The sequence below is a fragment of the Ramlibacter tataouinensis genome, from assembly GCF_027941915.1.
Lineage (GTDB): Bacteria > Pseudomonadota > Gammaproteobacteria > Burkholderiales > Burkholderiaceae_C > Ramlibacter > Ramlibacter tataouinensis_C.
This window is the reverse complement of the sequence record NZ_CP116009.1, coordinates 3394426-3408533: the sequence shown is the minus strand read 5'-3', so window position 1 is coordinate 3408533 and position 14108 is coordinate 3394426. Positions and strand designations below refer to the sequence as shown.

The following is a 14108-nucleotide window of genomic DNA, read 5'->3' as shown; positions in this document are numbered from 1 at the left end:
GGATGCGAAGACTGCTGGATTCCCTCTACGACGGCGCCGCCTGGCTGGCGGCCCTGGCCATGATCGGCGTGCTGGCGATGGTGCTGCTGTCCATCGTCAGCCGACAGCTGGATTTCCACGTGCCGGGCACCGATGCCTATGCGGGCTACGCGATGGCGGCGGCCGGCTTCCTGGCGCTGGCCCACACCCTCAAGCGCAACGAGCACATCCGCGTCACCCTGCTGCTGGGGCGCCTGAAGGGCCGCGCGCGGCACGGGCTGGAGATGTGGGCGCTGAGCGCCGCGGTGCTGCTGGCCGGCCTGTTCGCGTTCTACTCGGTACGGCTGGCGATCGTGTCCTACCAGTTGAACGACATCTCGACCGCCAACGACGCCACGCCGCTGTGGATCCCGCAGATCGCGATGGCGCTGGGCACGGTGATCCTGCTGGTGGCCTTCGTCGACGAATGGGTGCAGGAGCTGAGCGGCCGCCGCCACGCCGCGGAACCCGCGGAGGCCTTGCACAATGAGTGACGTCGCCATCACCGCGCTGCTGATCGTCGCGCTGTTCGCCCTGCTGGGCAGCAGCGTCTGGATCGGGCTGACGCTGGCCGGCGTGGCCTGGATCGGCATGGAGCTGTTCTCCTCGCGTCCGGCCGGCGACGCGATGGCCGTGACGGTCTGGGGCTCGTCCTCGAGCTGGACGCTCACCGCCCTGCCCCTGTTCATCTGGATGGGCGAGATCCTGTTCCGCACCAAGCTGAGCGAGAGCATGTTCCGCGGCCTGGCGCCCTGGGTCGGCCGCCTGCCCGGCCGCCTGCTGCACACCAACGTGATCGGCTGCACCATCTTCGCGGCGGTGTCCGGCTCCTCGGCCGCCACCTGCGCCACCATCGGCAAGATGACGCTGCCCGAGCTGGGCCGGCGCGGCTACCCGGAGGACATCACCATCGGCTCGCTGGCCGGCGCCGGCACGCTGGGGCTGCTGATCCCGCCCTCGATCATCATGATCGTCTACGGCGTGACGGCCGACGTCTCGATCGCGCGGCTGTTCGTCGCCGGCATCATCCCCGGCATCCTGCTGGCGTCGCTGTTCTCCGGCTACCTGGGCCTGTGGTCGGTCCTGAACCGCGGCCGCGTCCCGCCCGCGGAGCAGGCGCTGACCTTCGGGCAGAAGGTGCACGAGTCGCGCCACCTGATCCCGGTGGTGGTGCTGATCGCGGCCGTGCTGGGGTCGATCTACACCGGCATCGCCACGGCCACCGAGGCCGCCGCGGTGGGCGTGGTGGGCTCGCTGCTGCTGTCGGCGGCCCAGCGGTCCCTCAATTGGGAGACCTTCCGCGAATCGCTGCTGGGCGCCACCCGCCTGTACTGCATGATCGCGCTGATCCTGGCGGGCGCCGCCTTCCTGACCCTGTCGATGGGCTACATCGGCCTGCCGCGCAACCTGGCGGAGTTCGTCGGCTCGCTGGGCCTGTCGCCGTTCGGGCTGATCGTCGCCCTGACGGTCTTCTACATCATCCTGGGCTGCTTCCTGGACGGCATCTCCATGGTGGTGCTGACCATGGGCGTGATCCTGCCGACGGTGCAGGCCGCGCAGATCGACCTGATCTGGTTCGGCATCTTCATCGTCATCGTGGTCGAGATGGCGCAGATCACCCCGCCGGTGGGCTTCAACCTGTTCGTGCTGCAGGGCATGACCGGCAAGGAGATCACCTGGATCGCGCGCGTCACGCTGCCCTTCTTCATCCTGATGTGCGCCATGCTGCTGCTGCTGTGGTGGTTCCCGGGCATGGCCACCTGGCTGCCCTCCAAGATGTGAGGGGCGGCTGCGGGGGACACCGCGGTTGGGGTTACACCGAATCCGCGGCCGGGGCCCAGCCCGTATCCTGAGCCGGCTTTCCACCCGTCGAACTTCCCCGGAGCGCATCATGAGAATCAAGCTCGCCCTCACCGCCGCGGTGCTGGCCTTTTCGGCGCAGGCCATGGCCCAGGCCAAGTGGGACCTGCCGGCCGCCTACCCGGCCAGCAACTTCCATACCGAGAATCTGGTGAAGTTCGCCGGCGACGTGGACAAGGCCACCGGCGGCAAGCTCAAGATCACGGTGCATCCCAATGCCTCGCTTTACAAGGCGCCCGAGATCAAGCGCGTCGTGCAGGGCGGCCAGGCCCAAATCGGCGAGATCCTGCTGGTGAACTTCCAGAACGAGTGGCAGGTCTTCGGCGCCGACGGCGTGCCCTTCCTTGCCGACAGCTATGACGAGGCCATGAAGCTGTACCAGGCGCAGAAGCCGCTGCTGGACAAGAAGCTGGGCGAGCAGGGCATGATGCTGCTGTATGCGGTGGCCTGGCCGCCGCAGGGCATCTACAGCAAAAAGCCGATCAACTCGGCCGCCGACATGAAGGGCCTGAAGTGGCGCGCCTACAGCCCGGCCACCGCCCGCATCGCCGAACTGGTGGGTGCGCAGCCGGTGACGGTCCAGCAGGCCGAGCTGTCGCAGGCCATGGCCACCGGCGTGATCGAGTCGTACATGTCGTCCGGCTCCACCGGCTACGACACCAAGACCTACGAGCACATCAAGAACTGGTACGACACCCAGGCTTGGCTGCCCAAGAACGCGGTGATCGTCAACAAGGCCGCCTTCGGCGCGCTGGACAAGGCCACCCAGGACGCCCTGCTCAAGGCCGGCGCCGAGGCCGAGTCCCGCGGCTGGGCCGCCAGCAGGAAGGCGAACACGGAGACGCTGGAAAAGCTCAAGGCCAACGGCATGCAGATCCACCAGCCGTCGCCGCAACTCAAGGCCGACATGCAGAAGGTCGGCGACACCATGCTCAAGGAATGGCTGGACAAGGCCGGCCCCGAGGGCAAGCAGCTGGTGGACGCGTACCGGAAGATGTAGCCGGTCCACGACTTCCTGGAAGAGCGAAAGCCGGGCCCCGCGCCCGGCTTTCTGCTTTCCGGGTCGGCGGCGAGCGCCTACCTCGGGGCCTCAGATGCCCAGCAGCTTCTTGGCCTCGCCCAGCGCCGCCATCGACTCGTCGTGCTTGCCGGCCTTGTGCAGCCGCTCGCCGTCGGCGCGCAGCTTGGCGACCTTGTCGGCATCGGCCTTGGACAACTCCGGGTGGGTCTGCAGCTTGGCGTCGATGGCCTTCATCTCGTTGGGACAGTTGTGGGCCCAGGCAGCCCCGGCGAGCGACAGGCCGAGGATCAGGACGAGTTTGCGCATGGCGGCTCCCGAGGAGGTTGGCAAGAGCCGCAAGCTACTGCGCCCGTTCCCCGGCCAGCTGCTGGCAAACCCTAGGCGGCAACAACTTGCAGCGGCCGTTGCATTGCTCATCCGGCCATGCGCCCGGGCGCGCACACCAGCTCGCCCGGATCGTTGGCCTGGATCGCCAGCTGGTTCTTGGCCTGCGCCACGTCCATGTCGCGCGGCAGCGGCACGCCGTTCTTGACCGCCAGGATCTCGGCCATCACGCTGACCGCGATCTCCGGCGGCGTCTTGCTGCCGATGTAGATGCCGATCGGCCCGCGCAGGCGCGCCAGCGAGGCCTCGGTCTGGCCGAAGTGCTCGATCATGCGCTCGCGCCGGGCGTCGTTGTTGCGGCGGCTGCCGATCGCGCCGACATAGAACGCGTCGGTCTCCAGCGCCTCCAGCAGGGCCAGGTCGTCGAGCTTGGGGTCGTGCGTCAGCGCCACCACGCAGCTGCGCCGGTCGGGCCGGAACGCCTGCACCACGTCGTCGGGCATGTCCTTGAGCAGGGTGGCGCCGGGCACGTCGAAGCCGCTGCGGTACTCCTCGCGCGGGTCGCACACCGTCACCGAGAAGCCGCTGAACAGCGCCATGGTCGCCAGGTACTCGGTGAGCTGGCCGGCGCCGATCAGCAGCATCCGGTACTCGGGGCCGAAGGTGTTGGCCATGCGCTCCTCGTCCACGCCCAGCTCCGAGGGCGTGTCGGCCGGCTCCTGCGTGACGACGCCGTCGGCCAGCCGCACCGTTCGGCGCATGAGCCGGCCCGCTTCCAGGGCCGTGACCAGCTCGTCCAGGCTACCCGGGTCGGGGTCGTACTCCAGCAGCAGCTCCAGCGTGCCACCGCAGGGCAGGCCGAAGCGGTGCGCCTCGTCGGCGGTGACGCCGTACTTGACGAAGCCCGGCGGCCCGCTCGGGATGGTGCGCGCCTTGCCGCCCAAGGCATCGGCCTGGGTGAAGCGGTAGATCAGGTCGTCCTCGATGCAGCCACCGGAGACCGAGCCGACCACCGCACCGTCGTCCGCCAGGGCCATGATGGAGCCGACCGGCCGCGGCGACGATCCCCAGGTGCGCACCACCGTCGCCAGCAGCGCCCGCCGCCCCACGCGGCGCCAGTCGCGCAGCGTGCGCAGCACCAATACGTCCAGGTTCTCCATGGCCAGCCTCCGCTTCAGAACCGATAAGAGCCGCTGATGCCCACCAGCCAGCTGCGACCCGGCGCCGGCTCGAAGAACCGGCCATTGCCTTCGTTGACGATCACCGAGCCAGCGTAGGCCCTGTCGGCGAGATTGTCGATGCGGGCGAATTCCCGCAAGGTCCAGCGGCCCACCGCCTGCTCCAGCGACAGCCGCAGGTTGGCCGTGGCCGCCGCCGGCGCGGCATCGGAATTGGCGTCGTCGACCGCGATGCGCCCCGTGCGCCGCCATTCCAGCGCCGCCTGCAAGCCCCACGGCCGGTGTTCCCAGGCGAGCTCGGCGAAGACCTGGGTGCGCGGCACGCCGGGCAGGCGGGCGCCGTCGAAGGGGCCGCTGCGGTAGCGCGCGTCGATCAGCGTGGCCGCCAGCCGGCCCGACCAGCCGGCGGCCCAGCGACCATCGGCGGCCAGCTCCACGCCCTGGCGGCGGGTGGCGCCGGCGTTCTGGAACACGCTGCGCCCCCCGGTGTTGCTCAGCACCACGATCTCGTTGCGGGTGCTCGCCTGGAACAGGGCCGCCTGCAACTGCCAGCCACTGCCGTCCTTCAGCTTGGCGCCGACCTCCCACTGCCGGCTGCTCGCGGCCTTCAGGTCGAAGTTCAGGCCCGGCAGCCCGCCGGCCCGGTAGGAGATCTCATTGAGCGTCGGCGTCTCGAAGCCGCGTCCCGCCGACGCGTACAGGTTGGCGTTCTCGCTGAGGTGGTAGACCACGCCCAGGGCCGGCGTGAAGGCCGAGAAGCGAACGCTGCCGCTGTCGTCCGGGTTGCCCGGTGCAATGAAGCGGTCGCGCGATCGCATCCGCACCGTGGAGTGGCGCACGCCGGCCGACAGGCTCCAGCGCTCGCCCGCCGCCCACTCGGCCTGCAGGTACTGGTCGAAGTTGCGCGCGCGGTTGTCCTCGTCGCGCCGCAACGCGCCGATCACGCCCAGCGTGGCCCCGGCGAAGTTCTCGAAGCCGCGCCGGTCCTCGCGCACCTGATCCACGGCAACCCCGGCGGTGACCGTGGCCGGCCGGCCGGCCCAGCGCAGCCGCCGGATCCAGCGTGCGTCCAGACCCTGGTAGCTGCGGTCCAGGTCGACCACGCCGCCGGCCTGCGTGGGCGGCGCCTGCACGGCCACCGGGATCGCAAGGACCTGCAGTGTGCTGCGCTCGCCGCCGTAGGCGGTCAGCCTCAGGTCGTTGTCGGCATCGAGCCGCTGCTCGAGGATCAGCCCGAGCTGCTGCTGGCGCACGCTCTTGCGCGTGTCGAACTGCGTCGCGCCGGCGACGGCCTGGCGCGGATTCGCCTCGAAGGCCGCGCGCGTCAGCCCCAGCGGATCCTGCACGCCCGGCATGTCCACGCCATTGCCCACCAGCGTCAGCCGGGTGTCGTCGGACAGGCGCCAGCGCAGCTTGCCGTTCAGGGTGGTGCGCTCGGCCGCGCTGTGCTCGCGCCAGCCGTCGGTGCGAAAGCGCAGCGCGCTCAGGGTGTACTGCAGCGATCCGCTTTCGCCGGACAGGCGCGCGTTGTGCCGCTGCACGCCGTCGCTGCCCGCCGCCGTGCCAAGGTGGGCGACCGTGTCGGGGCCGCCGTCCTCGGTGAACAGGCTGATCACGCCGCCCGAGGAATTGCCGTACAGCGCCGAGAACGGCCCGCGCAGCACCTCCAGCCGCCCGGCCGACGACAGGTCGAAGTGCGACACCTGGCCCTGGCCATCGGGCGCCGTGGCCGGGATGCCGTCCACGTACAGGCGGATGCCGCGCACGCCGAAGGTGGAACGGGCGCCAAAGCCGCGCAGCGAGATCTGCAGGTCCTGCGCGTAGTTCTGCCGGTTGAGCGCGACCACGCCGGGTACGCGCGCGAGCGCCTCGGACACGTTGACCTGCAGCTGCCCTTCGCGCAGCACCTCGCCGGGGATCACGTCGATGGAAGCCGGCGCGTCGAAGACGGGTTGCTCCAGGCCCGGGTTGACGGTGACCGTCAGCGGCGCCAGGCTGCGGCGGCCGGCGTCGCCTTCGACCTGTGCGACAGCCGCGCCCGCCGCGCCGAACGCGGCGGCCCCGCTCAGCGCAGCAGCCAATACCCGACGGCTGCCACGGCGGCGGCGATCACGATCCAGAGCCATGGGGCGATTGTGGGTCGCTCAGGTGCTGGCGTGGGCGCTGCCGCGGGCGCCCCGGCCGGCGGGTAGCGCCGCTGCATCTCGGCATCGAAGCGCTTGAAGAAGTCCTCGGCCATGGAGCGCGCCACGCCATCGATGAGCCGCTGGCCGACCTGGGCGATCTTGCCGCCCACCTGCGCCTGCACGGCGTATGCGAGGTCGCAGCCGCTGCCCGCGGGCGCCAGCTCGACCTTGGCCGTGCCCTTGCCGAAGCCGGCGGCCCCGCCCTGCCCGTCGAAGGCCAGCGTGTAGCTGCGCGGGGCCTGCACGTCCGACAGCGTGATCTTGCCGGTGAACTTCGCGGCCACCGGCCCGACCCGGATCGCCAGGCCGACGTTGAAGCGGTCGTCCGCCACCCGCTCGATCCTTTCGCAGCCGGGAATGCAGGCCTTCAGGACCTCGGGGTCGTTCAGCCCCTCCCAGGCCTGCTGCTGCGTCGCCGCCAGCGCGCGGCTGCCTTGCATCTCCATGGTGCGCTTCCTTCGTTCTAGGTCTTCATCACGGCCGCGATGGCTGCCGCCAGGTCTTCCAGCCGGGCCAGGTTGTGCACGGCGAGCATGCCATGGGCCTTGCGGTTCAGCACCGCGGCGCCGCGCGCCAGCGGCTGGTAGCCGTCGAAGCGCAGCAGCGGATTGAGCCACAGCAGGCGCCGGCTGTGCAGGCGCAGCCAGTCCAGTTCGTGCGCCAGTGCCTGCGGTTCGCCGGTGTCCAGCCCGTCGCTGATCAGCAGCACCAGGGTGCGGCCACCGACGAGCCGGCGGCGGTGCTGGCGGCGCAGGGCGGCCAGCGATTCGCCCAGCCGGGTGCCGCCGCCGTAGTCGTCGATGGCGGCCGCGGCGGCGGCCAGCATGTGGTCGGTGTCGGCCAGCCGGAACGCCGGGCCCAGGTCGCTCAGGTGGGTGCCGAAGGCGAAGACGTCGCGCCGCAGGCCGCGGGTGGCGGCGTGCAGGAAAGCCAGCAGTAGCCGCGCGTAGCGCTCCATCGAGCCGGACACGTCCACCAGCACCAGCAGCGGCAGCGGCGCCGTGCGGCGGCGCCGCTGCAGCAGGCGCAGCAGCTCGCCGCCGCTGCGGCCCGCCTCGCGCAGCGTGCGGGCCCAGTGCGGGCGCCGGCCGCGTCCGCCCGCCAGCGTGCGGCGGCTGGGCACTTCCGGCACCGCTAGGGCGATCTCGCGCGCGAGCCGCTCCACCAGCCGGTACTCGGTGGCGCCCAGTGCATTGAAGTCGGCATGGCGCAGGCGGTCCTGCTCGCTGGCCGTCATCGCGGCGTCGAGGTCCACGTCGGTGTCCTTGCGCGTCCGGCCCGCGCCGGCCGGCGGGCGCGGTGGCGACAGCGCCTCGCGCACCCGCGGGCGGCGCGAGGGCTCGGCGGTGCCGGGCGAGCGCGGCAGCATCTGTGCCAGCAGCTTGGCCGCCAAGTCGGGGTCGCGGAAGAAGGCTTCGAACAGCTCGGCGAAGATGCTGCGGTCCTGCTCACGGCAGACCAGCGTCGCCTCCAGCGCGGCGGCCAGGTCGGCCTTGCGGTCCACCCCCACCAGCGCGGCGGCCTGGCCGGCCAGCGCGATGCGGGCGCTGTCCACCGGCACGCCGGCGCGCCGCAGCGCGCGGCCGAAGGCGGCAATGTTGGCGGCCAGCTTGCCGGTGCGGGCGTCGCCGAGCTGCATGCGCCCTCAGGCCGGCGGCTTCAGCAGGGCCGCAGCCATGTCCGTGGTCAGCGCGGCCACGTCCTCGCGCTGCTTGAACAGGATGCCGGCGGTGTCGGTGACCACTTCGGGATCGAGCGCCAGGGTGTCCAGCGCCACCAGGGCGCGCGCCCACTCCACGCTCTCCGCGATGCCGGGCGAGCGCTGGAAGGCGTCGGCGAAGGGCTGGTTGCGCAGGCGCGCGACGAAGTCGGCGACCTGCCGGGCCAGCGCCTCGCCCAGCCCCGGCACCTGCGCCTGCACGATCGCCAGCTCGCGCTCGCGGTCCGGGTAGTCGACCCAGTGGTACAGGCAGCGGCGCTTGACCGCGTCGTGCAGCTCGCGCGTGCGGTTGCTGGTGAGGATGGTCACCGGCGGCGTGGCGGCGCGCACCACGCCCAGCTCCGGGATGCTGACCTGGTACTCGCCCAGGTACTCCAGCAGGAAGGCCTCGAACGGCTCGTCGGCGCGGTCCACCTCGTCGATCAGCAGCAGCGCGCCCGGCGGCGGCGCCTGCAGCGCCTGCAACAGGGGCCGGCGGATCAGGTAGCGCGGCTGGTAGACCTCGCGCTCGACCTCGTCGGCCGACTCGGTGCCCTCCACCGCCCGCATGTGCAACAGCTGGGCGGCGTAGTTCCATTCGTAGAGCGCGTCGCGCTGCTCCAGCCCGTCGTAGCACTGCAGGCGCAGCAGCTCGCGCCCCAGTGCCTGCGCCAGCGCCTTGGCCAGCTCGGTCTTGCCCACGCCCGGCTCGCCCTCCAGCAGCAGCGGCCGCTGCAACCGCAGCGCCAGGAAGGCCGCGGTCGCAAGACGGCGGTCAGCGAAGTAGCCGGCGCCGCGCAGCGCCTGCTGCAGTTCGTCGATGCTGTCCGGCACTTCAGGAGCAGGCTCGCGCGCTGGCGAGGCTTTCGTTCACGGCGCTCAGCCCAGCGCCTGGGCCACCGCCCTTTGCGCCATGACGCCGATCAGGTTGGCGCGGTAGGCGGCCGTGGCATGCAGGTCGCTGGACAGCCCGTCGGCCGAGATCTCCACCCCGGCCGCGGCTTCCGGCGCGAAGCTGCTGGTAAGCGCCTGCTCCAGCCCCTCGTGCCGGAACACGCCGTTGCCGCCGCCGGTCACGGCGACCCGCACCTGGCTGGCGCCCTGCGCCACGAATACGCCAATCAGCGCGAAGCGCGAGGCCGGTTGGCGGAACTTCATGTAGGCGGCCCGGCGCGGGATCGGGAAGCGCACCGCGGTAATCAGCTCGCCATCCTCCAGGGCCGTGCCGAACAGGCCGGTGAAGTACTCGTCGGCCGGGATCTCCCGGTGCGTGGTCTTGATGGTTGCAGCCAGGGCCAGCACCGCGGCCGGGTAGCAGGCGGCCGGGTCGTTGTTGGCGAGCGAGCCGCCGATCGTGCCCAGGTTGCGCACCTGCCGGTCGCCGATGCCGCCGGCCAGTTCGGCCAGCGCCGGCAGGGCGGACTTCACGTCGTCACTGGCGGCGACCTCGGCGTGGCGCGCCATGGCGCCGATCACCAGCTGGTTGCCGTCGCGGCGGATGCCCGACAGTTCGCGGATGCCGCCCAGGTCGACCAGGTTCTCCGGGTTGGCCAGGCGCAGCTTCATGGAAGCCAGCAGGGTCTGGCCGCCGGCCAGCGGCCTGGCGCCGGCGGCGGCCAGCTTGGCCGCATCGCCCAGGGTGGAAGGACGTTCGAAGGTGAATGCGTACATGGCTTGCTCCTGCTGTCGGCGCTCAGGCGGTGGCCTGCTGGATGGCCTGCCACACGCGGGCGGACGAGGCGGGCATGTCGAGGTCCTTGACGCCCAGGTCGCGCACCGCGTCCAGCACCGCGTTGATCACGGCAGGCGGCGAGCCGATCGCCCCTGCTTCGCCGCAGCCCTTGGTGCCCAGCGGGTTGTGGGTGCAGGGGGTGCACACCGTGTCGAGGCGGAACTCGGGGATGTCGACGGCGCGCGGCAGCGCGTAGTCCATCAGCGTGCCGGTGAGCAGCTGCCCGCTCTCGCGGTCGTACACGCAGTTCTCCAGCAGGGCCTGGCCAATGCCCTGCGCCAGGCCGCCGTGCACCTGCCCTTCGACGATCATCGGATTGATGATGGTGCCGAAGTCATCCACCGCGGTGAAGCGGTCGATGCGCACCACGCCGGTGGCGGGATCGACCTCCACCTCGCAGATGTAGGTGCCGGCCGGGAAGGTGAAGTTGGCGGGGTCGTAGAACGCCGTCTCGTTCAGCCCCGGCTCCAGTTTGTCGAGCGGGTAGTTGTGCGGCACGTAGGCCGTCAGCGCCACCTGGCCGAAGGGGATCTTCTTGTCGGTGCCCTTGACCTTGAACTCGCCGTTGGCGAACTCGATGTCGGCGTCGCTGGCCTCCATCAGGTGCGCCGCGATCTTCTTGGCCTTGGCCTCGATCTTGTCCAGCGCCTTCATGATGGCCGCGCCGCCCACGCTGATCGAGCGCGAGCCGTAGGTGCCCATGCCGAACGGCACGCGGCCGGTGTCGCCGTGCACCACGTCGACGTTCTCGACCGGGATGCCCAGGCGCGCCGCCACCACCTGCGCGAAGGTGGTCTCGTGGCCCTGGCCGTGGCTGTGCGCGCCGGTGAACACCGTCACGCTGCCGGTCGGGTGCACGCGGATCTCGCCGCACTCGAACAGGCCGGCGCGCGCGCCCAGTGCCCCCGCGATGTTGGACGGCGCGATGCCGCAGGCCTCGATGTAGCTGCTGTAGCCGATGCCGCGCCTGAGGCCCTTGGCCTCGCTGGCCTTGCGGCGCTCGGCGAAGCCTTCGACTTCGGCCAGCGCGTTGGCCTTGTCCATGCAGGCGGGATAGTCGCCCGTGTCGTACTGCAACGCAACCGGCGTCTGGTACGGGAACTGGGTGACGAAATTGCGCCGGCGGATCTCGTCCTGGCCCAGCCCCATCTCCCAGGCGCAGCGGGTGACCAGGCGCTCCAGCAGGTAGGTGGCCTCGGGCCGGCCGGCCCCGCGATAGGCATCGACCGGCGCGGTGTTGGTGAACCAGGCATCCACCTCGACGTGGATCTGCGGGGTGGCGTACTGGCCCGCCAGCAGGGTGGCGTAGAGGATGGTCGGCACCGCCGTCGAGAAGGTCGACAGGTAGGCACCGAGGTTGGCATCGGTGTGCACCCGCAGCGCCAGGAACTTGCCGTCCTTGTCCATCGCCATCTCGGCGTGCGACACGTGGTCGCGGCCGTGGGCGTCGGTGAGGAACGACTCGCTGCGTTCGGCCGTCCACTTGATGGCGCAGTTGAGCTGTTTGGCCGCCCAGGTCAGCGCCACGTCCTCGGCGTACAGGAAGATCTTGGAGCCGAAGCCGCCGCCCACGTCGGGCGCAATCACGCGGACCTTGTGCTCGGGCAGGCCCAGCACGAACGCCGTCATCAGCAGGCGCTCGACGTGCGGGTTCTGGTTGGCCACGTACAGCGTGTACTCGTCGGTGCCACGGTTGTACGAACCGATGGCCGAGCGCGGCTCGATCGCGTTGGGGATCAGCCGGTTGTTGATCAGGTCGAGCCTGGTGACGTGGGCCGCTGCGGCAAAGGCCGCATCGACCTGGGCCTTGTCGCCGATCGCCCACTGGTAGCAGTGGTTGTCGGGCGCGGCGTCGTGCAAGGCCGGCGAGGTGCGCGCGTCGCGCACGTCGGTGCAGGCGCCCAGCACGTCGTAGTCGATCGCCACCGCCTCGGCCGCATCCTTGGCCTGCTGCTGCGTGTCGGCCACCACCATGGCGACGGCGTCGCCGACGTAGCGCACCTTGCCCTGGGCCAGCACCGGGTGCGGCGGCTCCTTCATCGGCTGGCCGTCGGTGCCGGTGATCAGCCAGCCGCAGGGCAGGCCGTTGACCTTGCCTTCCAGGTCGGCCCCGGTGAACACGGCGCGCACGCCAGGCATGGCCTTGGCCGCGGAGGTGTCGATGGAATTGATCTTCGCGTGCGCGTGCGGCGATCGCACGAACACCGCGCAGCGCTGGTTGGCCAGCTGGATGTCGTCGGTGTACTGGCCGGCGCCGGTGAGGAAGCGCAGGTCCTCCTTGCGGCGGACGGACTCGCCGATGTGCGGCAGGCTGGCGAAATCGGATGCACCCATGGTCGTTCTCCTTCGCTCAGGCCTTGGCCGTGGCGGCCATGCCCTGCTTCACGGCCTTGACGATGTTCTGGTAGCCGGTGCAGCGGCAGATGTTGCCGTCGAGCTGCTCGCGGATCTGCTGGTCGCTGGCATTCGGGTTCTGGCGGCACAGGTCGAGCGCGCTCATCACCATGCCGGGCGTGCAGAAGCCGCATTGCAGGCCGTGGCAGTCCTTGAACGCGGCCTGCATCGGGTGCAGGGTGCCGTCGGGCTGGGCGATGCCTTCGATGGTGGTGATGTCGGCGCCCTCCTGCTGCACGGCCAGCGTGTTGCACGACTTGATGGCGCGGCCGTTCACGATGACGGTGCAGGCCCCGCACTGCGCGGTATCGCAGCCCACGTGGGTGCCGGTCAGGCGCAGGTGCTCGCGCAGCGCGGTGACCAGCAGGGTGTGGGGGGGAACGTCGATGCGTTCGGCGCGGCCGTTGACCGTGAATTGAACCTGCATGCGGGTCTCCTGGTTCGTCTGGGGAACGGACCATTCTTGGATCGCCCCGCAGGCCCCTTCCTAGGCGAAACCCTAGTGCGGCGCGCCCTTCATCCGAAATTCTCAAAATGGAACAATGGTTCGCCCGCGCCCCTTTCGCGGGCATCCGCCCCACCGATGAGCGCCACCGCCCACGACCCCGCCGAGCACCGCCTGCAGCAGATCGAGCAGGCGCGCCGCGCCGTGCTGGTGGAGGGCAGCTCGGCCACCGATGTGCTGGTCGGCACCTGGTTCGAACAAAGCTGGATCGAGCGCTCCTGGCGGCGCTGCCTGGCACACGGCCACCGGCCCGAGCAGCGGGTCGCGTTCGACCTGGTGCCCGCGCAGGCGGCGCGCCGCGCCGAGGACGCCAGCCACCCGCTGCTGGCGGCGGCGCGCCCGGTGCTCGACCGGCTGGCGCGCGCCATTGCGCACAGCCGCTACTTCGCCATCCTCACCGATGCACAGGGCGTGGTGATCGGCGTCGACGGGCCGATCGACCGCAGCGATCCGCGCGCGCACCTGATCACGCGCGTCGGCGTGGACCTGTCCGAGCGCGCGGTGGGCACCACGGCGATCGGCGCCGCGCTGGGCGAACTGCAGCCGGTGTGGCTGCACCGCGGCGAGCACTTCTTTCGCGACACCAGCATCTACAGCTGTGCCGGCGCGCCCGTGTTCGACCCCGACGGGGCCTGCGCCGGCATGCTGGACCTGACCGGCATCGAAGCGCCCGAACGGCCCGAGCTCAAGCACCTGGCCGCGCAGTCGGCCCGCAGCATCGAGAACGCGCTGGTGCTGGCGCGGCCCCACGCATTGCTGCTCCGGCTGAACTGGCCCGGCCGGCCTTTCGATGAGCAGGACGGCCTGCTGTGCCTGGACCGCGACGGCTGGGTGGTCGGCGCCAACCCGGCGTCGCGCGAGATGCTGGGGCGTCCGGCGGTCGCACCGGTGCACTGCAGCGAGCTGCTCGCGCTGGCCTGGGAGTCGCTGTTCGATGCAGCCGGCGGGCCCGCGATCGAGGTGCCACTGTGGTCGGGCCTGACCTTGCAGGTGCTGGCGCAGTCGCCCGGCCAGGCGATCGAGCCGCGCCCCGCGGCCCCGGACCAGCGGCTGCCGCTGCGCGACCTGGAAACCGAGCTGATCCGCAAAGCCGTGCGCGACGCCCGCGGCAACGTCATGGCGGCAGCAAAGATGCTGGGCATCAGCCGGGCGACGGTGTATCGCAAGCTGGGCAGGCGGGGCTGAGCAGTT

The 14108-nt window shown here is 71.0% G+C and carries 13 protein-coding genes; 4 read left to right on the top strand and 9 right to left on the bottom strand.

Annotated elements, in window-relative coordinates; translation table 11 throughout:
• The first annotated feature begins 2 nt into the window (after window positions 1-2).
• The 3 genes from PE066_RS16320 to PE066_RS16310 all read left to right on the top strand — a co-directional run bounded on the left by PE066_RS16320 (window position 3) and on the right by PE066_RS16310 (window position 2878).
• The gene (locus tag PE066_RS16320; RefSeq protein WP_271233585.1) at window positions 3-512 is read left to right on the top strand and encodes a TRAP transporter small permease; all 510 of its coding nucleotides are present in this window, start codon (window positions 3-5) and stop codon (window positions 510-512) included.
• Window positions 505-1800, top strand: a complete 1296-nt coding sequence (locus tag PE066_RS16315; protein ID WP_271233584.1) for a TRAP transporter large permease — start codon at window positions 505-507, stop codon at window positions 1798-1800. The genes PE066_RS16320 and PE066_RS16315 overlap by 8 nt, the downstream gene beginning before the upstream one ends.
• Window positions 1801-1909: 109 nt before the next feature.
• Window positions 1910-2878 carry a TRAP transporter substrate-binding protein gene (locus tag PE066_RS16310; protein ID WP_271233583.1) on the top strand — a complete coding sequence of 323 codons (969 nt, stop codon included), beginning with the start codon at window positions 1910-1912 and terminating at the stop codon, window positions 2876-2878.
• Between the two features lie 90 nt (window positions 2879-2968).
• Here PE066_RS16310 and PE066_RS16305 read toward each other — a convergent pair whose 3' ends face one another.
• From PE066_RS16305 to PE066_RS16265, 9 genes are all read right to left on the bottom strand, one after another.
• Window positions 2969-3205 (bottom strand): hypothetical protein, encoded by a 237-nt coding sequence (locus tag PE066_RS16305; RefSeq protein ID WP_271233582.1) that lies wholly within the window; start codon window positions 3203-3205, stop codon window positions 2969-2971.
• Between the two features lie 107 nt (window positions 3206-3312).
• Entirely contained in the window at window positions 3313-4383 is a 1071-nt protein-coding gene (locus PE066_RS16300) for an XdhC family protein (protein ID WP_271233581.1), read from the bottom strand.
• A 14-nt stretch (window positions 4384-4397) separates the two neighbouring features.
• Entirely contained in the window at window positions 4398-6527 is a 2130-nt protein-coding gene (locus PE066_RS16295; RefSeq protein WP_440480539.1) for a TonB-dependent receptor family protein, read from the bottom strand.
• Entirely contained in the window at window positions 6467-7033 is a 567-nt protein-coding gene (locus tag PE066_RS16290) for a CoxG family protein (protein ID WP_271233579.1), read from the bottom strand. Before PE066_RS16290 ends, PE066_RS16295 begins: the two co-directional genes overlap by 61 nt.
• Before the next feature lie 17 nt (window positions 7034-7050).
• Window positions 7051-8226 (bottom strand): vWA domain-containing protein, encoded by a 1176-nt coding sequence (locus PE066_RS16285; protein WP_271233578.1) that lies wholly within the window; start codon window positions 8224-8226, stop codon window positions 7051-7053.
• 6 nt (window positions 8227-8232) lie between these two features.
• Window positions 8233-9120: an AAA family ATPase gene (locus PE066_RS16280; protein ID WP_271233577.1), complete on the bottom strand. Its 888-nt coding sequence runs from the start codon at window positions 9118-9120 to the stop codon at window positions 8233-8235.
• 45 nt (window positions 9121-9165) lie between these two features.
• On the bottom strand, window positions 9166-9957 hold the full coding sequence (locus PE066_RS16275) for an FAD binding domain-containing protein (RefSeq protein ID WP_271233576.1): 792 nt from the start codon (window positions 9955-9957) through the stop codon (window positions 9166-9168).
• A gap of 22 nt (window positions 9958-9979) precedes the next feature.
• Window positions 9980-12352 carry a xanthine dehydrogenase family protein molybdopterin-binding subunit gene (locus PE066_RS16270; RefSeq protein WP_271233575.1) on the bottom strand — a complete coding sequence of 791 codons (2373 nt, stop codon included), beginning with the start codon at window positions 12350-12352 and terminating at the stop codon, window positions 9980-9982.
• A 16-nt stretch (window positions 12353-12368) separates the two neighbouring features.
• Window positions 12369-12839, bottom strand: coding sequence for a (2Fe-2S)-binding protein (locus PE066_RS16265; protein WP_271233574.1), 471 nt, complete (start codon window positions 12837-12839; stop codon window positions 12369-12371).
• A gap of 156 nt (window positions 12840-12995) precedes the next feature.
• Here PE066_RS16265 and PE066_RS16260 point away from each other — a divergent pair, with 156 nt between their 5' ends.
• Window positions 12996-14102, top strand: a complete 1107-nt coding sequence (locus PE066_RS16260; protein WP_271233573.1) for a helix-turn-helix domain-containing protein — start codon at window positions 12996-12998, stop codon at window positions 14100-14102.
• The last annotated feature ends 6 nt before the right edge of the window (window positions 14103-14108 follow it).